General features: G+C 49.0%; 25 protein-coding genes. 16 read left to right on the forward strand and 9 right to left on the reverse strand.

The window, feature by feature from the left end:
- From murF to lpxC, 11 genes are all read left to right on the forward strand, one after another.
- The coding region (gene murF, locus ABNS04_RS07950; RefSeq protein WP_348671333.1) for a UDP-N-acetylmuramoyl-tripeptide--D-alanyl-D-alanine ligase at positions 1–1404 on the forward strand (1404 nt) is incomplete at its 5' end.
- Complete coding sequence (gene mraY / locus ABNS04_RS07955) at positions 1398–2480, forward strand: phospho-N-acetylmuramoyl-pentapeptide-transferase (RefSeq protein ID WP_272977429.1); 1083 nt, start codon at positions 1398–1400, stop codon at positions 2478–2480. The genes murF and mraY, both read left to right, overlap by 7 nt.
- A gap of 10 nt (positions 2481–2490) precedes the next feature.
- Positions 2491–3858: a UDP-N-acetylmuramoyl-L-alanine--D-glutamate ligase gene (gene murD / locus ABNS04_RS07960; RefSeq protein WP_272977430.1), complete on the forward strand. Its 1368-nt coding sequence runs from the start codon at positions 2491–2493 to the stop codon at positions 3856–3858.
- Positions 3842–5068 carry a putative lipid II flippase FtsW gene (gene ftsW, locus ABNS04_RS07965; RefSeq protein WP_006956771.1) on the forward strand — a complete coding sequence of 409 codons (1227 nt, stop codon included), beginning with the start codon at positions 3842–3844 and terminating at the stop codon, positions 5066–5068. The genes murD and ftsW overlap by 17 nt, the downstream gene beginning before the upstream one ends.
- Positions 5065–6204, forward strand: a complete 1140-nt coding sequence (gene murG / locus ABNS04_RS07970) for an undecaprenyldiphospho-muramoylpentapeptide beta-N-acetylglucosaminyltransferase (RefSeq protein ID WP_272977431.1) — start codon at positions 5065–5067, stop codon at positions 6202–6204. The genes ftsW and murG overlap by 4 nt, the downstream gene beginning before the upstream one ends.
- The gene (gene murC / locus ABNS04_RS07975) at positions 6201–7670 is read left to right on the forward strand and encodes a UDP-N-acetylmuramate--L-alanine ligase (RefSeq protein WP_272977432.1); all 1470 of its coding nucleotides are present in this window, start codon (positions 6201–6203) and stop codon (positions 7668–7670) included. Before murG ends, murC begins: the two co-directional genes overlap by 4 nt.
- Complete coding sequence (locus ABNS04_RS07980) at positions 7667–8593, forward strand: D-alanine--D-alanine ligase (protein WP_272977433.1); 927 nt, start codon at positions 7667–7669, stop codon at positions 8591–8593. Before murC ends, ABNS04_RS07980 begins: the two co-directional genes overlap by 4 nt.
- Positions 8594–9358, forward strand: a complete 765-nt coding sequence (locus ABNS04_RS07985) for a cell division protein FtsQ/DivIB (RefSeq protein ID WP_006956767.1) — start codon at positions 8594–8596, stop codon at positions 9356–9358. It begins immediately after the preceding gene.
- Positions 9359–9364: 6 nt separating this feature from the next.
- Positions 9365–10597, forward strand: coding sequence for a cell division protein FtsA (ftsA, locus tag ABNS04_RS07990; RefSeq protein WP_006956766.1), 1233 nt, complete (start codon positions 9365–9367; stop codon positions 10595–10597).
- Positions 10598–10637: 40 nt separating this feature from the next.
- Positions 10638–11831 (forward strand): cell division protein FtsZ, encoded by a 1194-nt coding sequence (ftsZ, locus tag ABNS04_RS07995; RefSeq protein WP_272977435.1) that lies wholly within the window; start codon positions 10638–10640, stop codon positions 11829–11831.
- A 102-nt stretch (positions 11832–11933) separates the two neighbouring features.
- On the forward strand, positions 11934–12848 hold the full coding sequence (gene lpxC / locus ABNS04_RS08000; protein ID WP_006956764.1) for a UDP-3-O-acyl-N-acetylglucosamine deacetylase: 915 nt from the start codon (positions 11934–11936) through the stop codon (positions 12846–12848).
- Positions 12849–12908: 60 nt separating this feature from the next.
- Here the strand turns inward: lpxC and ABNS04_RS08005 are convergent, their stop codons facing one another.
- A complete protein-coding gene (locus ABNS04_RS08005) occupies positions 12909–13367 on the reverse strand; it encodes a DciA family protein (RefSeq protein ID WP_272977436.1) in 459 nt (152 codons plus the stop codon).
- Positions 13368–13410: 43 nt separating this feature from the next.
- Here ABNS04_RS08005 and ABNS04_RS08010 point away from each other — a divergent pair, with 43 nt between their 5' ends.
- From ABNS04_RS08010 to mutT, 3 genes are all read left to right on the forward strand, one after another.
- Entirely contained in the window at positions 13411–14337 is a 927-nt protein-coding gene (locus ABNS04_RS08010; protein ID WP_287831676.1) for a M23 family metallopeptidase, read from the forward strand.
- An 81-nt stretch (positions 14338–14418) separates the two neighbouring features.
- Entirely contained in the window at positions 14419–17136 is a 2718-nt protein-coding gene (gene secA, locus ABNS04_RS08015) for a preprotein translocase subunit SecA (RefSeq protein ID WP_348671337.1), read from the forward strand.
- A gap of 2 nt (positions 17137–17138) precedes the next feature.
- Positions 17139–17552: an 8-oxo-dGTP diphosphatase MutT gene (gene mutT / locus ABNS04_RS08020; RefSeq protein WP_006956760.1), complete on the forward strand. Its 414-nt coding sequence runs from the start codon at positions 17139–17141 to the stop codon at positions 17550–17552.
- Here mutT and yacG read toward each other — a convergent pair.
- From yacG to nadC, 8 genes are all read right to left on the reverse strand, one after another.
- Positions 17549–17734, reverse strand: a complete 186-nt coding sequence (gene yacG, locus ABNS04_RS08025) for a DNA gyrase inhibitor YacG (RefSeq protein WP_040488200.1) — start codon at positions 17732–17734, stop codon at positions 17549–17551. The two genes, mutT and yacG, sit on opposite strands and share 4 nt — an antisense overlap.
- 16 nt (positions 17735–17750) lie before the next feature.
- Complete coding sequence (gene zapD / locus ABNS04_RS08030; protein WP_272978346.1) at positions 17751–18512, reverse strand: cell division protein ZapD; 762 nt, start codon at positions 18510–18512, stop codon at positions 17751–17753.
- Positions 18513–18576: 64 nt separating this feature from the next.
- Complete coding sequence (gene coaE, locus ABNS04_RS08035; RefSeq protein ID WP_006956756.1) at positions 18577–19182, reverse strand: dephospho-CoA kinase; 606 nt, start codon at positions 19180–19182, stop codon at positions 18577–18579.
- On the reverse strand, positions 19182–20042 hold the full coding sequence (locus ABNS04_RS08040) for an A24 family peptidase (protein ID WP_272978344.1): 861 nt from the start codon (positions 20040–20042) through the stop codon (positions 19182–19184). Before ABNS04_RS08040 ends, coaE begins: the two co-directional genes overlap by 1 nt.
- Before the next feature lie 10 nt (positions 20043–20052).
- Positions 20053–21099: a type II secretion system F family protein gene (locus ABNS04_RS08045; protein ID WP_272978343.1), complete on the reverse strand. Its 1047-nt coding sequence runs from the start codon at positions 21097–21099 to the stop codon at positions 20053–20055.
- Complete coding sequence (locus ABNS04_RS08050) at positions 21077–22339, reverse strand: ATPase, T2SS/T4P/T4SS family (protein WP_272978342.1); 1263 nt, start codon at positions 22337–22339, stop codon at positions 21077–21079. The genes ABNS04_RS08045 and ABNS04_RS08050 overlap by 23 nt, the downstream gene beginning before the upstream one ends.
- Entirely contained in the window at positions 22336–22785 is a 450-nt protein-coding gene (locus tag ABNS04_RS08055; RefSeq protein ID WP_272978340.1) for a prepilin-type N-terminal cleavage/methylation domain-containing protein, read from the reverse strand. Before ABNS04_RS08055 ends, ABNS04_RS08050 begins: the two co-directional genes overlap by 4 nt.
- Before the next feature lie 57 nt (positions 22786–22842).
- Positions 22843–23718, reverse strand: a complete 876-nt coding sequence (gene nadC, locus ABNS04_RS08060) for a carboxylating nicotinate-nucleotide diphosphorylase (RefSeq protein ID WP_272978338.1) — start codon at positions 23716–23718, stop codon at positions 22843–22845.
- 25 nt (positions 23719–23743) lie between these two features.
- Here nadC and ampD point away from each other — a divergent pair, with 25 nt between their 5' ends.
- Both ampD and ampE read left to right on the forward strand, forming a co-directional pair.
- Positions 23744–24352, forward strand: a complete 609-nt coding sequence (ampD, locus tag ABNS04_RS08065) for a 1,6-anhydro-N-acetylmuramyl-L-alanine amidase AmpD (RefSeq protein ID WP_272978337.1) — start codon at positions 23744–23746, stop codon at positions 24350–24352.
- On the forward strand, positions 24349–25185 hold the full coding sequence (gene ampE, locus ABNS04_RS08070) for a regulatory signaling modulator protein AmpE (protein WP_272978336.1): 837 nt from the start codon (positions 24349–24351) through the stop codon (positions 25183–25185). Before ampD ends, ampE begins: the two co-directional genes overlap by 4 nt.
- Positions 25186–25209 lie beyond the last annotated feature (24 nt).

The following is a 25209-nucleotide window of genomic DNA, read 5'->3' on the forward strand; positions in this document are numbered from 1 at the left end:
GTGTCTTTGGCGTGGGTAGCGATGGCGGTCAATGGCGAGCTACGCGGCGCGAGTAACCCACAACAAGTTATCAATAAGGTCAGCACTGATACGCGCGACGCGCTCGATTCTGCACTCTTCATTGCGCTTAAAGGCGAGCAATTTGATGCGCATGACTTTATCTCGCAAGCGCTCGCGCAGGGAGCTATTGCCGTTATCACGCAACAGCCTCTTGATGAGCAGACGCCGCATATCCTCGTCGAAGATACTCGTTATGCGTTGGGTCTGCTTGGGGCTGCAGTAAAGGCTGAAGTCGCTCCTAAAACGATAGCTATCACCGGTAGTAACGGTAAAACTACAGTAAAAGAGATGCTCGCCGCTATCATTGGTCAGCAATATAACGTGCTGGCAACCGCGGGTAACTTTAATAACGATATTGGTGTACCGTTAACACTGTTACGTTTAGAAGCTCAGCATCAATATGCGGTGGTCGAGTTGGGTGCTAATCATGCCGGTGAAATCGCCTACACCACGTCATTAACCCGTCCCGACGTCGCTATTCTGAATAATGTCAGCGCGGCACATGTTGAGGGTTTCGGTTCGGTACATGGTGTTGCCAAAGCAAAAACTGAAATCTTTCAAGGCTTGCCAGAGGATGGACTCGCTATAACTCCATACGAAAGTGAGTACTTACCATGCTGGCGAAACGTCCGTGCTGGTAAGCGGTTGCAAACCTTTGGTTTAAGTGAACAGGCCGATGTAAGAGCGAGTCAGATCGAACTGAATAATTTGGGACAGCCCACATTTAAGTTGAGCATTAACGATCAGCATTGGACGGTTTCATTACAACTGAGCGGTTTACATAACGTCAAAAACGCACTGGCTGCCAGTGCCGCAGCATTGGAAGTGGGCATGTCTGCCGAGGAAATCGCTACCGGGCTTGCCAATGTAGCACCTGTTAAAGGTCGGTTGACCCCAATGCAACTCACCGAAAATGTGACTGTTATCGACGACACGTACAATGCCAGCGTTGCCTCAACAAAGGCAGCGCTCGATCTCCTGGGTAGTTATCAAGGCACCACTATCATGGTACTCGGTGATATGGCGGAGCTAGGGGCAGAAGCACGCGCTTATCACGAAGAAGTAGGCGACCACGCGATACAAGCAGGCATCAGCAAATTCTTTACGCTTGGTGTGTTGAGTCAAAGTGCTAGCGAGGTCTTTAATGGTCGTGGGGGCAAGCATTTTTCATCGTTCGCGACACTTGTGGATGAAATTTTACAAACCATTACGCAACGATCCGTGAGTGAACACGTCACAGTGTTGGTCAAAGGCTCACGCTCTTCACACATGGAGCGTGTTGTTAACGCGTTACAAGAACACTATAAAAGCGCTCGTTTACAAGGAGATCAGCACGCATGCTAGTTTGGTTGGCTGAGTATCTTACTCAGTTCGAAAGTGGTTTTAATGTTTTTTCTTATCTCACACTAAGAGCGATTCTAAGTGTGTTGAGTGCGCTTATGTTGTCGGTCTGGTTGGGACCTTGGTTGATTCGTAGGCTCCAGCGACTGCAAATTGGTCAAACAGTGCGCGATGATGGACCTGAGAGTCATCTCAGTAAATCCGGTACGCCTACGATGGGTGGGGTACTCATTCTAGCGGCGATTGTGGCATCGTCATTGTTATGGGCCAATCTCGAAAACAAATACGTGATTGTCACACTTTTTGTCGTGGTTGGTTTTGGTGTCGTTGGTTTTGTTGATGATTACCGAAAGGTCGTTCGAAAGGATCCGAAAGGTCTGATTGCCAAGTGGAAATACTTTTGGCAGTCCATTATCGCCAGTTGCGCAATCGGATTTCTTTATTGGAGTAGCCAGATTCCTGCGGAAACGGCTTTACTCGTGCCGTTTTTTAAAGAAGTGATGCCGCAACTCGGTCTGTTGTACTTATTTTTAGGGTATTTTGTCATCGTCGGCACCAGCAACGCTGTCAACCTAACCGATGGTTTGGACGGGTTAGCGATTATGCCAACCGTGATGGTAGCCGGCGCGCTAGGCATTTTTGCTTACGTGTCGGGTAACGTCAATTTCGCGGAGTATCTGCAGATCCCTTATCTGCCTTTATCCGGTGAATTGTTAGTCGTATGTGCAGCTATCGTCGGTGCCGGACTCGGTTTCCTATGGTTTAACACCTACCCAGCGATGGTGTTCATGGGTGACGTGGGATCATTAGCACTCGGCGCAACGCTGGGTGTGATTGCTATTTTAGTCAGACAAGAACTCGTGCTTTTTATCATGGGTGGCGTATTCGTCATGGAAACGCTGTCGGTGATGCTACAAGTCGGGTCTTACAAGTTGCGCGGAAAACGCGTATTTCGTATGGCACCTATTCACCACCACTACGAATTAAAAGGCTGGCCAGAACCACGCGTAATCGTACGTTTCTGGATCTTGTCATTGATGTTTGTACTTATTGGTCTCGCAACCTTGAAGCTGAGGTAACTCAAGAGTTATGGAAAAACGTATTCATTGGCAGCAGATAGACAGTGTCGTTGTACTGGGGTTAGGTCAGTCCGGTAGCTCCGTCGTGCGCTTCTTTGCCGGTGAAAACAGTCCCCTAAATGCAGAGTGCGATATTCGCATCTTTGATAGTCGTGAACACCCACCCGGGCTGGATGACATTGTAGACCTTGTTGGCACAGAGCATGTAACAACGGGCGGCTGGCGACTTGAAGATCTACTAGCCGCGGACCTAATTGTGGTAAGCCCTGGGCTAGACGCGCGTGATGCTGATATCCAGATGGCGCGGGATGCGGGTGTTCCTATCGTAGGCGACGTAGAGATTTTTGCGCAACTGAATCAACGTCCGGTCGTTGCAGTCACAGGTTCGAATGGTAAGTCAACGGTGACAACACTGGTTGAGCAAATGGGTCAATATCACGGCTACCGATGGGTCGCCGCTGGTAATATTGGCGTGCCGGTGCTAGACGCGTTGCAGCAAGACGCAGATGCTTACGTGTTAGAGTTGTCCAGTTTTCAACTGGAGACCACACGGAGTTTGAAATTGAACGCGGCAGCACTGCTTAATGTCAGTGCTGATCATCTTGATAGATATGACTCTGAGCAGTCTTATTTCGAAGCAAAACTGAATATTTTTAACCATGCATCGGTGAGCGTGCTTAATCGACAAGACCAACAACACTGGCCGAAGATTGTGCCAGATTCAGTTGTGACAGTGGGTGTCGATGAGAGCGTCAGTGACTATGGGCTAGTAAAAGACGACGCGGGCATCGCGATGACTCGTAACGGGAGCATTTTGGCACGAGCTGATAGATTTGCTCTAGCGGGTACGCACAATTTAGTGAACATTCAAGCGGCACTCGCACTTGCAGAAACGCTTGGTCTCAGTCCAGATAAAGGCATTGCCGCTATTGCAGACTTCACCGGCTTACCGCATCGTTGCCAAGTCGTTTACGAGGCTCAGGGTGTGCGCTGGGTAGATGACTCGAAAGCGACCAATATCGGTGCTACCGAGGCGGCGATCAATGGCCTGCGCCCGATGATTAATGGGCGGCTCATTCTTATCGCTGGCGGTGATGGTAAAGGAGCGCAGTTTACGCAACTCCTACCGGTATTGAGTCAGGTGGATGTCTTACTGACGATCGGTCGCGACGGTAAAAAAATTGCTGAATTAAGAAAAGGAGCGCGTTACTGCGAGCACTTGTCGGACGCGGTAAAAACGGCGCAGCAAATCGCTGAAGCAGAAGACTGGGTTGTTCTATCTCCAGCCTGCGCTAGTCTCGATCAGTTTAAAAATTTTGTCGAACGCGGCAAGGTTTTTCAAGAGCATATAGTGAGGTTATATGAGCGCAGCGCGTGAACAGCAGTTGCAACTCAATATAACCGAGCGCAGCAAGCACTTGGGCGTTGCTGCATGGGCTTGGTTGCGCCCTAATGCATCGCAATGCTTATATGATCGTACATTGTTCACGTTGGCAATCACGCTGTTGGTCTTTGGCTTTGTTATGGTTACCTCAGCTTCTTTGCCGACTGCCGATAAGTTAACTGGACAGCCGTTTTATTTTGCGATTCGTCATACCATTTATGTCACTGCAGGTCTGGTTGTGCTATTTGCAACGCTCGCCGTACCAACACAGTTGTGGCAAAAACACAGCGGGAAGTTGCTACTGATAGGGTTAGCATTGTTGCTGGCTGTTCTCGCGGTAGGGCACTCGGTAAATGGGGCACAGCGTTGGATAAAAATTGGACCCATTACCATTCAGGTCGCTGAGCTGGCTAAATTATTCTTTTATATTTATATGGCGAGCTATCTCGATCGTCGAGAGGTCGAGTTACGTGAGGCGACAAAAGGCTTTATAAAGCCCATGGCGCTGTTGTTTTTAGCTGCAGTGTTGTTGCTCATGCAACCGGATTTCGGCACCGTTGCGGTGTTATCAGCAACCACTATTGCAATGCTGTTTTTAGCAGGGGCTAAACTGTGGCAGTTCTTCAGTGTCTTTATCACCTGTGTGCTGGCGCTTATATTGCTGATTGTCATCGAGCCTTATCGCATGCAGCGCTTACTGACCTTTCTAGAGCCCGAAAAGGATCCGTTCGGAGCTGGTTATCAGCTTATGCAGTCTCTGATTGCATTCGGGCAGGGGCATCTATCAGGAGTGGGACTGGGAAACAGTATCCAGAAATTACAATACCTGCCAGAGGCGCACACTGACTTTATTATGTCCGTCGTAGCTGAAGAACTAGGGTTCCTGGGCGTGATGGCGGTTATCACGCTCGTGTTGATGGTTGTGGTTCGTGCACTAATTATTGGCCGTCGTTGTCTAATGGTACAAAAGCGCTACGGCGGGTACCTTGCTTATGGTATTGGTGTCTGGTTTAGCATCCAAGCCTTCGTTAATATCGGCGTGGCATCCGGTGCTTTGCCAACCAAAGGGCTGACGCTCCCATTAGTCAGTTACGGTGGTACCAGCCTCTTAGTATCCTGTATGGCTGTCGGACTGCTACTTCGAATTGATCATGAACGCCGCATGACCGGACGCAAAGTGACCCCACGCGGAGGTGCCGAATGAGTCGTATTTTAATCGCGGCAGCGGGCACCGGTGGCCACGTTTTTCCTGCGCTTGCCGTTGCTGAGCAGTTGCGCAGTGAGGGTCATCAGGTCGAGTGGGTAGGTACGGAAGAACAGCGTATCGAAGCAAAAGTTGTGCCCCAACACGGTTTTACATTGCATCGCATTTCGATGACAGGACTTCGCGGTCACGGCGTTAAGAGGCTCATTAGCATGCCGAAGACACTGTTTTCGGCTTGGCGCCAGACGCGTAAATTGTTTCATCAGCTTCAACCCGACTTAGTGCTTACATTTGGCGGTTACGTATGTGCCCCTGTCGGTTGGGTGGCGCATGGTCTTGGTGTGCCACTGATAACTCACGAGCAAAACTCAGTTCCGGGCATGACGACACTGTTACTTGCTCGATGGGCGAATACGGTATTACTGGGATTGCCATTGGATAAGTCACGCTCGAAGAGTTTGCAGTTATTAAAGCGCGATCATGTGTATCGAGTGGGTAATCCGTTGCGACAAGATATTATTAAAGCGGCGCATCAAGCAGATCGTGAACAAGCAACGGCGTCAACGAATATATTGATCGTCGGCGGCAGCTTGGGTGCGCGTGTCTTTAATCAAACGTTGCCCGAGGCACTCTTGCAAGTTGACGCGTCCTTAAATGTGACACACCAGGTAGGGGCTGGAAATGCTGCTTCGGTTGAGGCGCATTATGGTGCACTCAATAATGAACACCATACGGTTGAGGTTGTCGAGTTTATTGATGATATGGCGAGTGCTTATGCGGCTGCCGATATCATTATTAGTCGCGCTGGTGCGCTTTCGGTATCTGAGATCTGTGGCATTGGTAGAGCCGCTATATTTGTGCCGCTTCCACATGCCGTTGATGATCACCAGACCGCTAACGCCAAGGCGGTGACTGATGCGGGTGGAGCGCTTCTCATCGCGCAGGATGAGTTCACCGCTGAAAACCTTGCAAAGTCCTTGCAAAGTCTATTGCAAGCACCTTCGCAACTATGGAAAATGGCGAGCTTTTCCCGCTCGGTCGGTGAGTTGCAAGCAACAGACCATATTGTCGACCTGTGCCTTCAGGTTTTGGCGGGCGAGACCCACCCTCAACCAGCAGTAGAGAGAGCGTTATGAGCCAAACGTCACAACAACCTTTTACCATTGTTAACGTGCCTGAGATGCGTCGCGTCAAGCGTATCCACTTTATCGGTATTGGTGGCGCTGGTATGGCAGGTATCGCCGAAGTATTGCTGAATCAGGGTTATTGCGTTGTTGGCTCCGATGTTGCCGAAAATGCGAATACACAGCGCTTGGCTGCTATCGGTGCAGAGCTTTTTATCGGACACCGGGCCGTCAATGTTGAAGACGCCGATGTCGTAGTTGTAAGTAGTGCGATTAAACCGGACAATGTTGAGCTTGATGCTGCGCAACAGCAGCGTATCCCGATTGTACGCCGTGCTGAAATGCTGGCTGAATTGATGCGCTTTAGACATGGCATCGCCGTCGCTGGAACGCACGGTAAAACAACGACGACTTCGTTAGTTGCCAGTGTATTCGCGCAAGCCGAGCGTGATCCGACTTTCGTTATCGGTGGCTTACTTAACTCGGCGGGAAGTAATGCTCGCTTGGGTTCGAGCAAATACCTGATTGCCGAAGCAGATGAAAGTGACGCCTCGTTTTTGCACCTGCAACCGATGGTGGCGGTGGTCACCAATATCGAAGCTGATCACATGGATACATACGGTGGGGACTTTAGCCGTTTACTCGATACTTATGTCGATTTTCTGCACAATTTGCCGTTTTATGGCTTAGCAGTCATGTGTATCGATGACCCTGCGGTACGTGAGTTGATTCCCCGCGTCGGTCGCCAAGCGATCACCTATGGTTTTAGCGAGGACGCTGATGTGCGAGCAGTGGACTACCATCAGCATCAAGGACAAAGTCATTTTAAAGTACTACGCGATGGACATGCGCCATTAAATGTCTCACTGAATCTGCCTGGACGCCACAATGTTCTCAATGCATTAGCGGCTGTTGCGGTCGCTTCGGATGAGGGGATTGAAGATGATGCCATCCAGCGCGCATTAAATAAATTTGAGGGAATCGGACGAAGGTTCGAATACCATGGTGAGTGTCGAGTTTCCGGTTGGTCAACCGAGACACCGGATGGTGTGATGGTGGTCGATGATTATGGTCACCACCCGTCCGAGGTTGATGCGACTATTAAAGCGGCGCGTCAAGGCTGGCCTGATAAACGTCTGGTCATGGCTTTTCAGCCACATCGATATTCGCGTACGCGAGACCTGTATGAAGATTTTGTCAACGTACTATCGCAGGTTGATACGTTATTACTACTTGAAGTTTATGGCGCCGGAGAAACTCCTATTTCAGGTGCTGACAGCCGTTCGCTCTGTCGCTCTATTCGTCAGCGCGGTCAGCTCGATCCAATCTATGTTTCTGACACGGATGCATTGCTGGAAATTATTGGCGATGTTTTACAACCGGGAGACCTTCTCCTGACTCAAGGCGCAGGTAACGTTGGGCAGTTAGCTAAACGACTGACAAGCGAAGTATTTGATTGTCGAAAGGAGGCTCTATGAAGTCTTCCGACTTTGGTAAGGTAGCTGTGCTGATGGGCGGAAACTCTGCGGAACGAGAAGTTTCGTTGAAATCGGGTCATGCGGTACTGAATGCGTTAATTGCCCAGCAAATTGATGCGTTCGCCTTCGATCCGGCGGAGCGTCCAATTACTGATTTATTGAGTCTTGGTGTCGACCGTGCATTTATCGTTTTACACGGTCGTGGAGGCGAGGATGGCGCAATGCAAGGCGCGCTGCAATCGTTAAACGTACCTTATACCGGTAGCGCCGTTTTAGGTTGCGCATTGGCGATGGATAAAGTGCGTACAAAGCAAATCTGGCAGAGTTTGCACTTGCCTGTTGCTCCGTCAATCGTCATTCGCGTCGGCAGTGCCCAGTGGGATGCAGCACAAATATTGAAACAGCTGGGTGATAAGGTCATCGTCAAGCCTGCCTTAGAAGGCTCATCAATTGGTATGAGCGTTGCGTCCGAAGCCGGCGAGTTAGATGCGGCGATAAGAGAAGCATTGCGCTACCAGAGCGACGTACTGGTCGAACGTTGGATCAACGGGAAAGAATACACCGTAGCACTGTTAAATGATGAGGCATTACCCGTCATACGGTTACAAACGCCGCATCAGTTTTATGATTTTTCTGCCAAATATCAGGCAAACGATACCCAGTATCACTGCCCGGCCGGATTATCTGACGAAGATGAGGGGTATCTGCGTCACTTAGCTGTGTTGGCATTTTCAGCCATCGATGGTCGCGGTTGGGGACGCATTGATGCCATGCGTGATGACGAAGGTCAGTGGTTTTTACTAGAAGCCAATGCAGTTCCAGGAATGACCGAGAAAAGTTTAGTACCTATGGCTGCAAAACAATATGGTCTGTCATTTGAACAGTTAGTCTGGAATATTTTGGCACAGACGCTGGAGCAGTAAATGAGCCAACATGCCAAGCTACCCCCGCTAACGCAGTGGAACTTTTGGCTCGGGGTGGTGATTTGTGTGGTGACCATAGGGGGCTTTGTATTTGGCACCTGGTATTTGATGGATGTGCTAGAAGATGAGCAACAAGTACCGTTAGCGCGATTCAACGTACAAGGTCAATTGCAGCAAACGGACGTGGCGGCCATTAGAGAAGCTATATTAGCGCAGCCGCTAGGCAGTTTTTTTACGGCCGATGTGGACCAAATTAGAGCGCGCATTGAGGCGTTACCGTGGGTTAAGCAAGCCTCACTGCGCAAAGTGTGGCCCGATCGATTATCGGTCCATGTGACGGAGCAGACGCCGATCGCTCATTGGAATGGCGACCGGTTATTGAATGCAGAAGGGGATGTATTTAGTGCTGAGCTCGATACCCGCAAGCTACCACAAGCGCTGCCTCAATTGTTTGGGCCAGAGCGCGAGGTAGAGCAAACGCTTACGGCGTATCGTGATTTACAAGGGCTACTGTCGTTAAATGGTCTAAGCATCTCAGCATTACGACTAACGGATAGATTTTCTGTCAATGTCGTATTGACGTCGGGTATCGAGTTAAAACTAGGACGCGAAGCGACGGCAGAACGGATAAAGCGCTTTATTGATTTATTACCGAAGATTAAGTCGCATCCGAACAATGAAAAGCAACGCATAGAAGCCGTTGATTTACGGTATGATACAGGGGTTGCCGTGAGTTGGCAGCCAAAGGAAGCAGAAGAGAGTTAAACAACTATGTCGAAGACCACTGAACGACAAATGGTCGTTGGATTAGATATCGGAACTAGCAAGGTCACTGCCTTGGTAGGAGAGTTGTTGCCTGATGATGATATCAGTGTCATTGGCGTAGGCGTAACAACAGCGCGCGGTATGGATAAGGGTGGCGTTAACGATCTTAATTTGGTTGTGCAGTCGATTCAGCGTGCAGTGGATGAAGCTGAGTTGATGGCTGACTGTCGAATTGCTTCGGTATACCTTAATATTTCGGGTCGTCATATTTCATGCCAGAACGAAAGCGGTATGGTGCCGGTTAATGAGGCAGAAGTAACACAAGATGATGTGGACAATGTTATTCACGCGGCACAATCCGTACCGATTGCGAAAGAACGTCGAATACTACACGTGCTACCACAGGAGTACGTGATCGATTCGCAAGAGAGTATTCGTAGCCCCATCGGCATGTCGGGCGTTCGCATGGAATCAAAGGTTCATATCATCACCTGTGCCAATGATATGGCAAAGAATATCACTAAAGCGGTTGAACGCTGTGGCTTGCAGGTTGATAAGCTGATTTTTTCAGCGTTAGCGTCCAGCATTTCCGTGCTGACCGATGACGAAAAGGATCTGGGTGTCGCCTTAGTTGATATGGGCGGTGGTACCATTGATATTTGTATTTATGCTGGCGGTGTACTGCGTCATACCGCAGTCATTCCGGCGGCGGGCAACCAAGTAACGAGTGATATCGCGAAGATATTCCGTACGCCGACTAATCATGCCGAGCAAATAAAAACCGAGCACGCCTGTGCATTGCGCGGGTTGGTCAGTATGGAAGATACCATCGAAGTCCCCTCTGTCGGCGGGCGACCCGCTCGGATGATGTCTCGTCACACGTTGGCAGAGGTGGTCGAGCCGCGTTACCAAGAGTTGTTCGAGTTAGTTCGCGAAGAGATAGTGCAGAGTGGCCTGGATGAGCAAGTGGCCGCCGGCGTTGTGCTAACGGGCGGCAGTGCAAAGATGCAGGGTTGTATTGAGTTCGCAGAAGAGATTTTTCAGATGCCAGTGCGCATAGGTAAACCGCTCCATATAAAAGGTTTAAAAGATTACGTAGAGGATCCGGTTTATGCGACCGCGGTTGGACTGTTAAAGTACGGTCAAGAAGACGCGACGGCATCGCAACAAGAAAGCAGTAAAACTGACGTAATCGGTATGTGGCAAAAGCTGCAAAACTGGTTTAAAGGTGAGTTTTAATCGCTGGGGTAGCAAGTAAAAGCAGGTAGGGAGAAGAAAAATGTTTGAACTGATGGATAATTACGAAAGTGAAGCCGTCATCAAGGTTATTGGTGTCGGCGGTGGTGGCGGTAACGCCGTCCAGCATATGGTTAAAGAGTCAATCGAAGGTGTACAGTTCATCGCTGCAAACACCGATGCGCAAGCACTCCGAAACCATAGTGCCGATGTTACTATTCAGCTCGGCTCTGATATTACTAAGGGCTTGGGTGCAGGCGCGAATCCAGAAGTCGGGCGCCAGTCGGCGGAAGAAGACCGCGATAACATTCGTGCGCAACTTGAAGGCGCCGACATGGTCTTTATCGCTGCGGGCATGGGCGGCGGCACCGGTACGGGTGCTGCACCGGTGGTCGCTGAGGTAGCGAAGGAACTGGGCATTCTAACCGTGGCTGTGGTGACCAAGCCGTTCCCGTTCGAGGGTAAGAAGCGTATGGCGGTAGCCGAAGAGGGTATCAACGCCTTGGCACAGAGTGTCGATTCATTGATTACCATTCCTAACGAAAAGCTATTAAAAGTGATGGGGCGTGGTACCACCTTACTCGATGCGTTTAGCGCGGCTAACAATGTACTGCTAGGTGCCGTACAAGGTATTGCCGAACTCATTACTCGTCCGGGTCTGATTAACGTCGACTTTGCCGATGTGCGTGCGGTCATGAAAGAAATGGGTACGGCTATGATGGGCACCGGCGTAGCCAGTGGCGAAGACCGAGCGCAAGAAGCCGCTGAAATGGCTATCAATAGTCCATTGCTAGAAGATATCGACCTTTCCGGTGCGCGTGGCGTTCTCGTCAACGTGACTGCGGGCATGGATATGAGTATCGATGAGTTTGAAACGGTTGGTAATACCGTCAAGGCGTTTGCTTCTGATAATGCAACCGTCATTGTGGGAACCGTTATCGATACTGAGATGTCTGATGAATTACGTGTCACTGTTGTTGCGACCGGTATTGGTGCAGAGCGCAAGCCAGATATCTCCTTGGTCAATAACGCAGCACAAGCACCTAAGCGCGAACCGGCAGCAACTTATCGTCGGGATTTAGATCGTAGCTCGGCAGCACCGCACTACGACGAGGAGCAAGAGCCTGCAGCTGAACACAAAGCAGAGCCAGCGCGCAAGCCAGCACCTAAGCAAAACGCAGAAAAAGAGCTCGACTATTTGGATATCCCAGCGTTTTTGCGTAAGCAAGTGGATTAATGCGTAAAAATTAAGCAAAATTTGCGTCATACATGACATTTATCGTATAATGTCAGACCGCGTTTCGCGCAGCAGATTTGATTGGATAGGTGAATTCGATTAATGATTACACAACGTACACTTAAAAAAGCGATTTCAACCACAGGTGTGGGTCTACACCGCGGCAACAAAGTGAACTTAACTTTGCGCCCCGCGCCGGCCAACACAGGGTTGATATTCCGCCGTGTCGATTTAGACCCGGTGGTGGACATCCCAGCTCGCGCTGATTGGGTACGAGATACCCAGTTGTGTACGTGTTTAATCAACGAAGACAACGTTCGAGTGTCGACGGTTGAGCACTTGCTCGCCGCATTAGCGGGCGTTGGCATCGACAACTTGATTATCGAAGTTGATTCGCACGAGATCCCGATTATGGACGGAAGCTCTCACCCCTTTGTGTACCTGCTACAAAGCGCGGGCATTGAAGAGCAAGCGAGTGCGAAGAAATTTATTCGAATCAAACAGCCTATTCGTGTCGAAGACGATGGAAAGTGGGCGGAACTGCTACCCCATGATGGTTTCCGCATCGACTTTGCTATCGATTTCGACCACCCTGCGATCTCTGAAACCGGTCAGACGGTCTCGATGGATTTCAGTAGTTCGGCGTTTATCAAGGAAATAAGTCGTGCGCGTACGTTCGGCTTTATGAAAGACATCGAATACTTGCGTGCAAACAACCTGGCTTTAGGTGGAAGTTTTGATAACGCAGTGGTGTTAGACGAGTTTAGAGTCCTGAATACAGATGGTCTGCGTTACGACGATGAGTTCGTTAAACATAAAATGTTAGACGCGATTGGTGATTTGTACATGGGTGGGCATAGTATTTTAGGTCACTTGAGAGCGTATAAATCAGGCCATGCGTTAAATAATCAGTTACTACAAGCGTTGCTAGCACAGCAGTCAGCTTGGGAGTTCGTGACATTTGAAGATAAAGCGTCTGAAGCACCCATTAAATATTGGTCACCTTCACTCGCTTGATGTCGAGACATAGCCTGTGCGTATTTGAAAAGGTGCTTAGTGAAAACTATGCACCTTTTTTTATTCGTCTGGCGTTAATTTAGTGCTGTTAGCAATTTGTTCTGCGAGCTTAAGCAGCTGAGTCTTAAGGGGTTCACTGCTTTGCTCAGCGAGCCTTAACAACCGTTGCTGGCGGCTCATTTCGGGCGAGGTTGGGTCACGCCGCTGAGAGCGGTTGGAAGGATCAATATCGACGCTAAGTGAGTGAACGCTGGTGCCCGTCTCGCAAAAAGTCTTGATTAACCGGGGCGCTAATGAGCGCAACTGAGTCCCTGCTGATGCCGAGCGCGTGCGTACGATAATCTTGCCGTCGCGAATATTAAGCAAATCGCATTCAGCGGCAAGGTTTGCGGGCAGGCTACGTGCAAAGAGTAGTTGCCAATCACGGAGTTGAACGGCAAACTGTGCGTATTGGCTCAACGTGTTATGATCGCGTTGATTATCTAGCCACTGTTTGGTGGTCTTAGGTTTAGAGTTCATGTGCGCTTAGTCGTTGCTGTAAACCCATAATAAGAGAGTACTAATGAGTTTATCAGTCTTTTATAAAGGCTCCAAAATTCGTTTTAGTTTCCGGCTATCGCGGCGTCGATTTTTTTCTTATATCGGCTTAGCTGCGTTAGTGGGTGTCGCTTATTTCAAGCCTTGGAGTTATCAAGGTGTCGATCCGCGTGTGGCACAAGAGAAAATTAGCGAAGAGCAAAAAAACTTGGCGTTACAATCTAAGGCGGTCGCTGATCTGTATAGCGAGACTGAGAAACGTCTCGGCGCGATGACCGTTTATTTGGGCGAGTTGAGAGCGCACATGCGTCGTTTAGATGCGCTTGGTGAAAGGCTCGCGCAAAAGGCGAACCTAAATAACGGTGAGTTCAGTTTTGAATCCGGCATTCCTTTAGGGGGGCCAGAAACTGAGGCGGTCGCATTGCCCAAATCAAATAGCACAGAAGTTTTATCTGATATTGAGCAAATGCTGTCAAAAATTGCTGACAAGCAAAAACAACTCTCGTTACTTGAATCTGTGATGATGAATCACAATGTTAATAATGAAAGCTTCATTGCAGGTAGTCCTATCAGTAGTGGTTGGCTCTCATCGCAGTATGGTGTGCGTAAGGATCCGTTTAATGGCAAACCCGCGATGCACAAAGGTCTGGACTTTGCCAGTTATGACGAGGACGTAAAAGTCATCGCCACAGGTGCAGGCGTGGTGACTTGGGCCGGTGAACGTTGGGGCTATGGAAACTTAGTCGAAATTGACCACGGGGGTGGTTTGAAGACGCGTTATGGCCATAATGAGACGATCAATGTGCAGGTTGGAGATGTGGTCACCCGTGGACAAGTCATTGCCGAGATGGGTAACACAGGTCGTTCGACCGGACCTCACGTCCATTATGAGGTGCTCCGTAATGGAAAGCAGATAGACCCGAATCGTTTCGTATATCGTTCAGCGGATTAACGGTTCAGTTTGAATCATTAGATGCGGTGGCCTGCAGCTGCCGAATTTTTTAATTTTGAAAAAACAGGATAACTCGTTCTCATGCTAGGCAGTTTGTTCAGAAAAGTATTTGGGAGTCGTAACGACCGTATTTTAAAAACGCTTCAAAAACGCGTGAATCGAATTAATCAACTCGAACCAGAGTTCGAGGCGTTATCAGACGAACAACTAAAAGAAAAAACCACAGAGTTCAGAAAACGTCTTAACGAAGGTGCCAAATTAGATAGCCTTCTTGAGGAGGCATTCGCCACAGTTCGCGAAGCAAGCAAGCGTGTGTTTAAAATGCGCCACTTCGACGTGCAGATGGTGGGTGGTATGGTTCTCGATGAAAACCGTATCGCGGAAATGAAAACCGGTGAGGGTAAAACCCTAACGGCGACTTTGCCTGCGTATCTTAATGCATTGACGGGCAAAGGCGTTCATATCATTACGGTTAACGACTATCTCGCTAAGCGTGATGCTGAGTTTAACCGCCCATTGTTTGAGTTTTTAGGCATGTCAGTAGCTTTCAATATCCCCGGCATGCAGCCGCAAGATAAGAAGGCGGCTTACCAAGCTGATATCACCTATGGCACAAACAACGAGTTCGGTTTTGACTATTTACGTGACAACATGGCGTTTTCGCCAGAGGAACGTGTACAACGCGAACTACATTATGCGCTAGTGGATGAGGTCGACTCGATCTTGATCGATGAAGCGCGGACTCCGTTAATTATATCGGGTCCCGCAGAAGATAGCTCTGAGATGTATAAAAAAATGAATGAGCTCGTACCTTTGTTGGTGCGTCAAGAAAAGGAAGACACCGAAGAAGAACGTGGCGACGGTGACTTTACCATCGATGAAAAAGCAAAGCAGCTGCATCTCACTGAGAATGGCCAAGAGCATATTGAGTCATTACTGAAAGAGCGTGGCATGTTGGGCGAGGACGACTCGCTGTATTCAGCCGCTAATATTACTTTACTCCATCACATTAATGCTGCGTTGAGAGCGCACCATTTATTTAGCCGCGATGTTGACTATATCGTTAAAGACGGAAAAATCATCATCGTTGACGAACACACTGGGCGTACGATGGAAGGCCGTCGTTGGTCGGAAGGTTTGCACCAAGCGATGGAAGCCAAAGAAGGCGTTGAAATCCAAAATGAAAATCAAACCTTGGCATCGATTACCTTCCAGAATTATTTCCGATTGTACGACAAGCTTGCCGGTATGACCGGTACAGCGGATACCGAAGCGTTCGAGTTCCAGTCGATTTATGGCTTAGAAACGGTCGTGATTCCGACCAACCGTCCGATGGTACGCGATGATCGTGCCGACTTGATATATCTAACGACCCGCGAAAAATACGAAGCCATCGCTGAGGATATAGAAGAGTGTCGAAAACAAGGCCGTCCCGTCTTGGTTGGTACCGTCTCTATAGAAAACTCAGAATTGCTTTCGAGCTTGCTGAAGAAGAAAAAGATCCCTCATGCGGTGCTTAATGCGAAGTTTCACCAACAAGAAGCTGACATTGTTGCCCAAGCGGGTCGTCCCGGCGCGGTAACCATCGCCACCAACATGGCGGGTCGTGGTACGGATATCGTATTAGGCGGCAACTGGAAATCAGATGTTGAGAAGCTGGAAGAGCCGGACAACGATAAGATTGAGAAAATCAAACAAGAATGGCAAGTGCTTCATGACAAAGTCATAGAAGCGGGCGGCTTACATATCATCGGTACTGAGCGCCATGAGTCACGCCGTATTGATAACCAGCTACGGGGTCGTTCAGGTCGCCAGGGTGACCCGGGCTCATCGCGTTTTTACCTCTCTTTAGAAGATCCATTGATGCGGATTTTCGCCTCAGAACGTATGGCGACTATGATGAAGCGCCTTGGAATGAAAGAGGGTGAAGCGATTGAGCACCCATGGGTGACTCGTGCAATTGAAAACGCTCAGCGCAAAGTCGAAGGTCGAAACTTTGATGTGCGTAAACAGTTGCTTGAATATGATGATGTTGCGAATGACCAGCGCCGTGTGGTGTATGAACAGCGTAACGAATTACTCGATGAAGGCGATATTTCAGCGACGATTGATGTAATACGTGAAGACGTTGTTAACGCGGTAATTGATGAATACGTACCGCCGCAGTCGCTTGCTGAGCTGTGGGATCTGCCAAGTTTGGAAGAGCGTCTTCGTGCCGACTTTGATATCGAAGTTGAATTGCAAAAGTCGCTTGATGAGGATGAGCACTTCCACGAGGAAGTATTGCGCGAGCGTGTTTTAAATGCGCTAGTCGATGCCTACAAAGAAAAAGAAGCGCTTGTGGGTGCAGAAGTTCTGCGCCGCTTTGAAAAGTCGGTGATGCTACAAAGCCTTGACCAACATTGGAAAGAGCACTTAGCAGCGATGGATCACCTGCGCCAAGGTATTCACTTACGTGGTTACGCGCAGAAGAACCCGAAACAAGAGTACAAGCGTGAGGCATTTGAATTATTCAGTGAAATGCTGGAAAACTTAAAACTTGATGTTGTCACGTTATTGAGCCGCGTCCGTGTGCGCGCGCCTGAAGATGTTGATGCGGTTGATCAGCAACGTAAGGCAGCAGACAGCGCACCGCGAGAGTTCAAGCATGAGCAAGCGAGTGCTACTGCATCAGCCGATACCAATGCAGAATCGGGCGATCAGCAACAACCGGCTCAACGCGGAACGAAAGTGGGCCGAAATGAGCCGTGTCCTTGTGGCTCGGGTAAAAAATATAAACATTGCCACGGTAAACTCTAATTATGTCTGATAGTACGACGCCCACAGTTCACGTAGCTGTGGGCGTAATTAAAAATGAGCAAGGTGAGATATTTATCGCCAAACGACTGAACCATCAGCACCAAGGCGGTAAATGGGAATTTCCTGGTGGAAAAGTCGAGCAGGGTGAGTCGGTCACCGAAGCACTCATTCGCGAACTAAAAGAAGAGTGCAATATTGCAGTGACGGACTGTGCACCACTCACGGTCGTCGAACACCAGTACCGTGATAAGCGCGTATTACTTGATGTGTGGTGGGTGCTGTCATATACCGGGACTGCACGCCAGATGGAAGGGCAAGAATTTGTTTGGGCTGATATCGCTCAGCTCGATGCTTATCAGTTTCCTGATGCGAATCAACCCATCGTCGACTGCCTTATGGACGCACAATCCCATTAATAATCATCGTTGGCTGACTGCTCGGGTATTTGAGCCGGCTCGCCAGGAATAGCTTTCTCTTCATTTGCCCACTCTCCTAGGTCGATAAGCTTACAGCGCTCGCTACAAAAAGGACGGTAGGCGGCCTTTTCTGACCATTGAACTGTATCGCCGCAAGTTGGGCAATCGACGTGCGTTGGCATACGCTGTTCCTCTTGTTTACTGCTCATAACATCGAGCAAGTTGAATATCTAAGTCGTGCTGATACGCGTGACTCTGACCACTGTTTAATGTCATCAAGCGTATTGTAAAGCGTTGACGGTGACCAGACACAACGGGATAAATCGCGTCATCGGCGGCTATTTTCATGCGTAGAATAGCTAATGGGTCGGCACTTTCCTGCCAAAAACCTTTTTTTGCTCGAACGGTTTCGAAAGGGGCACGCTCTCTCAATAAACCCAGTAGCTGCGACAGTGCGTGTTGAAAACCGGCAAGTTGAGTGCGCCAATGTTCTTGGTGTTCAATTTGACTCGCTGGGCTCTGACTCAGCCATGTTTGTAACTGCGGGAGATCAAACAGTGCTTGATATCCAGGTTGGGAAAATCGCTGTCTCATGCTTGATAAAAACGCATCTTCTTTCAAGGCTTTGACAGATTGAGCCGCAGTGCCAAGTTGTTCTTGAGCCTCTCCAAGCCGGTGTAAGAGCAGTGCGACCATCTCTTTATCGACTTGTGGGTGCTTCGACCACTGTTGCACGAATTGTTTCTGTGTGTCGAGATCACGGTTCAGTTCGGTTTTAAGATCAAAGCGTTCAAATAGTTCGAGCAAGCCAAATAGGGTATTAAAAAATGGTAGCGCTTGTTGTTCAGAGCCATCAAGAGGCATTTTGATTTGTAAAAAACCTTGTTCAAGCCTCAAGTAGGTACGAAACCGTTCTTGCAAAGGGTATTCATAAATCACGTATGGCACTGATTCCGACATGGGGCTCTCATCCTATTAATCCGACCGCCCATGATAATGATTTCGTCGCGGGGTGCAAACAGATTCATTTTTGTGAAGCCAATTCGAGATAGTGTGCGTGCAATTTATCCAACTGATGGTATAAAGCCCGCAGGTCGTCTTCATTGCTAACAATGTCATCGGCTTTGCTAAGGCGTGTCGCGCGATCAATTTGCGACGCAATGATCGCAGCGACTTGTTCTTCGCTGGCCTGATCGCGCTTTTGCGTTCGCGCTAACTGAGTTTGCTCATCGACATCGATAACCAGCACGCGATCACATAATTCATCTAAGCCATTTTCTAGCAGCAATGGCGCAACTAATACAACATAAGCAGATTGTGCCTGCTCAAGCTGAGCCAGGATTTGTTGACGAATGAGCGGATGCAGTAACTGATTAATCCATGCTTTTTCGTCCGGGTTATCGAACACGCGTTGGCGCAATTGACTACGGATAAGGGCACCCGATTCATCGATGACTTCTGGCCCGAAATGCGCCTTTATTTCCTTCAGACCTTCGGTTCCGGGCGCAACCACTTCTCGTGCAATGACATCCGCATCGACGATGGCAATACCTTGCTCCGCAATATAGTCGGAAGCCGCGCTTTTTCCGCTACCGATGCCGCCCGTTAGACCTAAAATAAAACGACTCATTACATGACTCCAAGCCATTGCCAATAGGATTGAAGCAGCGTCTCTCCCCACAGATAACTGATTACCCCCCCGATAGCCAAAAAAGGACCAAAAGGAATGGGTACCGATTGCTTATGTTTAATCGCCACAGCCAGACCAATCAAAATACCAGCTACGGCGCTAAAAATGACGGTGACAGGGAGTAGGGTAACACCTGTGAAGGCACTGAGTGCGGCTAATAGCTTAAAGTCGCCGTAACCCATCCCTTCTTTGCCAGTGAGTAGTTTAAATACCCAATAAAGGCTCCAAAGACTTAGATACCCAACCACGGCACCGATGATGGCCTGGCTTGGTGTTACAGTACTAAGTGGGCTGATAGACCAAAGTAGAGCCAACCATAACAGCGGGTAGGTGAGGTTATCCGGTAATAGTTGATGCTGGTAGTCAATCACTGTCATGGCAATCAGTAAGCTGAGAGCCGTGCCGAATACCCAGAAGCTAATCGTTAAACCGAACTGCCAACTGAGCGCGAGAAAAATAAGCGTCGTTGCGACTTCAACTAACCAGTAATAAATTGGAATTGGTGTATTGCAATGACGACACTGGGCGCGCAACACCAAATAACTCAAAATCGGAATGTTGTCATACCACGCCACCGAATGCTGACATTTAGGACAGTGGGAGCCGGGGACCGCAATATTAAACTGTGTTTTCTCGCGTACAGGCTCGCCGGCAAGTTCAGCACATTCATACTTCCACTGTAATTGCAGTTGCTTTGGCAGGCGCGCGATGACTACGTTCAAAAAGCTCCCGACTGACGCGCCGAGTAACCCCGCGATGAGGAGCGCTTGCCAAGAAGTAGCCGCTAATAATACATCCATTTTATGAGTCCTAAGCTAATTGTTGTGTCAGCGAAAAAATCGGTAAATACATCGCCAACAACATAAATCCTATAATGCCCGTTAGTATGATCATCAGTAAAGGGTTTAGCCACACCCTCAACTGCTCACAATAACGTTCGATACGCTGGCTAAAGTCCTGGCTTAAACGTTCTACAGCGTGATCGACGCGACCAATATGTTCTGCTGTTTGCAGGTACGCCTGGATCGTTGGATCGTTAATTTGCACCGTGCTAAAAGATCGAGACCAACTGTTACCTTGATTAAGTGCTTGTGCAATATTCAGTAATTTACTTTGCATGGGCAGCCACGTTGAGTGACTCGCAACCATTTGCGTAGCGTTGACCGCAGACATACCACTTTGCATCCCTAAGGCAAGGTATTCGAAGGTTGACTGATACACGCTTAGGCGCTTCAGTTTACCCCAAATCGGTAAACGCTGCATTACTGCCTGAACGCGTTGTTTCTGTAACCGATAAAGCACCGTAAAACTCAGTAGTAAAATACCTGTTATGGCGAGTATGTTAGTGGCAGATTGACGCAACCAAGTAACACATGTAATTAAATACTGGGTTAATGCAGGGAGCGGCTGGCTGTCGAATAGTTGTTGGATGGTGGGTAGTACCCAGGTGACAAACACCGTAATAATAATGAGTGCCATAAAAAGTAGTGCCACTGGATAGCGTAAGGCATTCTTGACCAACGCGCTGATATGCCGTTGTCGTTTCCAACTAGCCACTAGGCTTTGCATGACCAGAGGTAGTTGCCCGGTTTGTTCTGCAACCGCGATACCCGCCTGAGCTGCTTTTAACGCTCGACGCTTCTCAATGCTCAATGCCTCGGCCAGGCTGATTCCTGCCTGTACGCTGTGCTGCAGGTACTGATAATGTCTTTTGAGTGCTGGTTGATGCGTTTGTTTGGCGACAACCCCCAGTGCTAACGCGAGCGGCAACCCGCCCGTTATCAGCTGTTCTAGACGATTGAGCGCGAGATACCATTGAGTCGTTGAAAATTGATTATAACGTCGAAAAACGTTCATCTTCGTGACTCCGATAACTTGCCTGAATGAGTGCCTGTAAACTCGGTAACTGATAGTGTTTTAGAATAGTATCGCGATGCGTTTGCGCTAATGACTCGCTGTAGCCGCGCAGACGCTCAGGCCACGGCAGTAACTCAAATATGACTTTGACACCGCCTTGCGCCTGCGCGAGCAGTCGCTGGCTTATTAACAGTCTTAATGCGGCGGTCACATCGGTTTGTTGCGCACCTAACTGAACTAAACGACGAATCACATCAATTGCAGTATCGGCATGTATTGAAGCAATGACTAAATGACCAGTTAGCGCAGCTTGTACAGCGATTTTAGCGGTTTCTGCATCGCGGATCTCACCGATCATGATGACGTCAGGATCTTGTCTCAAAAAGGCACGCAAAACCTTTGCAAAACTTAAATTGCGTTGTGAGTGTACCTGCGTTTGCAAAATTCCATCGAGCTCAACTTCAACCGGATCTTCGACACTACATACCCGAAGCCCTGACTCACTTAGCTGTTTAATAATACTGTACATGGTAGTGCTTTTGCCGCTACCTGTCGGGCCAGATACGAGGATGAGTCCTATCGCAGAGGAGAGTTGCTTAATTAAATGATGAAACTGTCTATCGGTGAATCCAAGTTGGTGCAGCGAGGGCAGTTGTTCGGCACTGTATAAACACCGTATAACAAGACTTTCGCCACGATTACCGGGGCATGAGTTGAGGCGAAACCGGGCGCTTAAATCGGGTAACTCCAAGTCAATGCGTCCGTCTTGAGGTTGTTTGCTCTCCGTGACATCCACCTCTGCCATTACTTTTAGCTGAGCAACCAATGTATCGACATCGTGCTGTGATAAACGCCGTTGCTCAATTAGTCGACCTTGAATACGCAGGCGAATGCGGCCACCTTCGCGGAGCGACTCAATATGAATGTCCGAGGCGTTAAGACGGCGTGCATTAGCAAGCACGCTCTGAGCGTTAACCGCTGATAGATGAACAGTAGATTGGGTGCGTGCATAGACGCACAGGATGGACTTGGCGTTCATCGCTTTTAAACGAAATGTAATCGTATCGCGTTGCGGCCACGCATCGCGAGTGAGTATCAGAATTCGACCGTGCTGAGTATCAATAAGTTCGGTCAAGGAGCCTTCCGGAAGCCCTAGTTGGCTTATAAGTCGTTGGCAGGTTGATGAGTTAGCAGGTAGTTCAGTGTGCCAATAGGAGCCGATATGATGTGCAACAATCATTGCGCGACTCCTTCCACGCATTGGGTTGCAAGGGGGTGGCCCGAGTCGTAGTCCGAGCAACCAAGACGCCAATCAAATACCAAGCCACGAGTATCCGGCGATAAACTCAGTTTAAGCGGTGCTTGATCAACGACAACATCAGCCAAGGTTAGCTGAATGATGCCGCTTGAGGTGACTTCAAGCGACGTTAGCGCCTTAGGTAAAGGATCGGGGATTGGGGGAATACCGCGCTGCCCAGGTCGTGAACAACGGCTCATGTCACTTTCAGTTTGCCAGCACAGTGCCATGGCAAGCTGTAAGCTTTGGGTATGATTTAATGCGGCAGTGACGCGAGCTTGCTGGACATAACGCTGATATGCAGGCACCGCGAGCGATGAGAGAATAGCAATAATGGCAACAACGACCATTAACTCTATAAGACTAAAGGCAGACGAGTACTTTTTCATAATGGCTTTTGCGTAAAGCCAAAACTATGGTATCGCCCGCGCCGTTTGGCAAACGGATTAGTTTGTGCGAGGTTGCCCTATCCGCATCGATAAGTCGATAGCGGTGACGTGTTTAGTCAAGGCACCGCTGGAGATAAAATCGACGCCTGTTGCGCCGAGTGATTGCAACGCTTCATCAGTAATATTGCCCGACACTTCTAACTTGAGTGGTGAACCTGCGGCTTTGTTTTGTGCCACAGCCGCTTCGATATCGCTGATAGTAAAATTATCTAACATGACAATATCGGCGCCAGCATTAAGCGCTTGTTCAAACTCAGCCAACGATTCAACTTCGACTTCGACGGGCTTGTCAGGGTTTAATTCACGCGCTGTCTCAACGGCCGCAACAATACCACCACACGCAGCGATATGGTTTTCCTTAATCAGATAGGCATCAAATAAACCAATGCGATGGTTAGTACCACCGCCACAGCGAACCGCGTATTTTTGTGCCATACGAAGACCCGGAATTGTTTTGCGTGTGTCGAGTAAACGCGTATTGAACCCTGCCAATTTACTGACATAAAAAGCCGTTTGTGAGGCTGTCGCTGACAGTGTTTGCAAAAAGTTAAGTGCACAACGTTCGCCTGTTAGTAAGCTGCGGCTGTTGCCTGATAAGTGGCACAAGGTTGTGTTAGCTTGCACCTTGTCGCCGTCGGTGACACACCACTCGATAGCCACATCGGCATCCACCTGACGAAACACCTCTTCGACCCAAGCAGTGCCGCAAACCACCATATCTTCACGGGTGATGATAGTCGCTTCGCTTACATGGTGAGCCGGAATCAACTGTGCCGTAATATCCAGTGTGGGATCCGCCGCTGACAAATCTTCTTCTAAACTATGAGTGACTTGCGACGCAATAGCATGGCGTTCGGCTTCGGTGAGCTGCATGGGATACTTTACCTTTTGACTGACAATGACGATACTAGGGCACAAACTTTACCGTTTTGCTGAGCCCGTGAAAAGACACACAATAAAAAATCACTGGATTCGAGACGTAAAACACTGTGTTTCACCGCACTATGATGAGCGCCCCGATGAACAGGACATTTCGCTATTGGTCATCCATTGTATCAGCTTACCCGAAGGTTGTTATGGGACGCCCTATATTGAGAAACTATTTACCCAGGGGTTGAGCCAGCAAGAGGGTGATTATTTCGCGCCTTTGACGGGCTTACGCGTATCAAGCCATTTGTTGATTAGACGTGATGGTACTATCGAGCAATACGTGCCTTTTGACAAACGCGCCTGGCATGCCGGCGTGTCCAGTTACGACGGGCGTGAACGCTGTAATGACTTTAGCATCGGTATTGAGCTTGAAGGCACCGATCATTCCCCTTACAGCAAACGCCAGTATCAGAGCTTGGTTGATGTTAGCCAGACAATATTAGACTATTACCCTAAACTGACATTAGACAGAATCACAGGCCATCAACATATTGCGCCCGGCCGAAAGACGGATCCCGGACGCTGTTTTGACTGGTCGTATTATTTGAACGCATTGTCGCGCAAGGACTCTCTATGACACTCATTGCTTTGCTCATAGCACTTAGTATCGAACGGCTTTACCCATTACCCGCGGTATGGTCGATCGACTTTTACATGCAGCGCTGGATGAATTGGAGCCAAACTAAAGTCCGTTACTTCCAGGGACAATCGGCTTGGGCGTTACTGCTTCAAATATTATTACCTGCTGCTTTAGCTTGGCTATTATTTCATTGGCTTGATAGTGGTCTAGTTAATTTTATTGGCGGCATTATCGTGTTGCTATTGGTGATGAATGCAGGGCCAGAACGACTCGCGTATAAACAGCTATTAAAAACAGCAATGCGAGCGGATAGTGCAGGTTATCAAGAAGCCGCTGAGCAACTACGTCACTATGCCCATTTACCCGAGGGCACTCCAGTCGAACGCGCCGTAGTATGGCTGAATTTTGTCCACTTTTTGGCACCGATATTTTTCTTCGTCACCTTTGGAATTGCAGGTGTTTTAGCTTATGGCTGTTTGCGGAGTGTCTACCGCGGCACAGTCCAACAGGATTTTGATGAGGCCGCACGGGCTGAGGTAGAGCGAGCACTGTGGGCGCTTAATTTTATTCCAGCACGTTTTGCGGCGCTCGGAGCCGCCTTGGTGGGTCACTTTAGTCATGCTCTGCCTGCTGTCATGGCAATGGCGACGAACACTCAAGATGATAACCCCGAGCTATTGCACCATGTGGTCGAGAAGGCAGAAGGGCGGTCACACCACCCCGATGATCGATCCGATGCTGTCACTCACCAGCTTAATCTGATGAAACGACAACACCTATTTTGGTTTGTCGTCATCGCAGTATTAACCCTGACAGGGACCATCGTTTAGCTTTAATGCCAGTAAACAAAGGTC

It is taken from the genome of uncultured Idiomarina sp. (assembly GCF_964010655.1).
Classification (GTDB): domain Bacteria; phylum Pseudomonadota; class Gammaproteobacteria; order Enterobacterales; family Alteromonadaceae; genus Idiomarina; species Idiomarina baltica.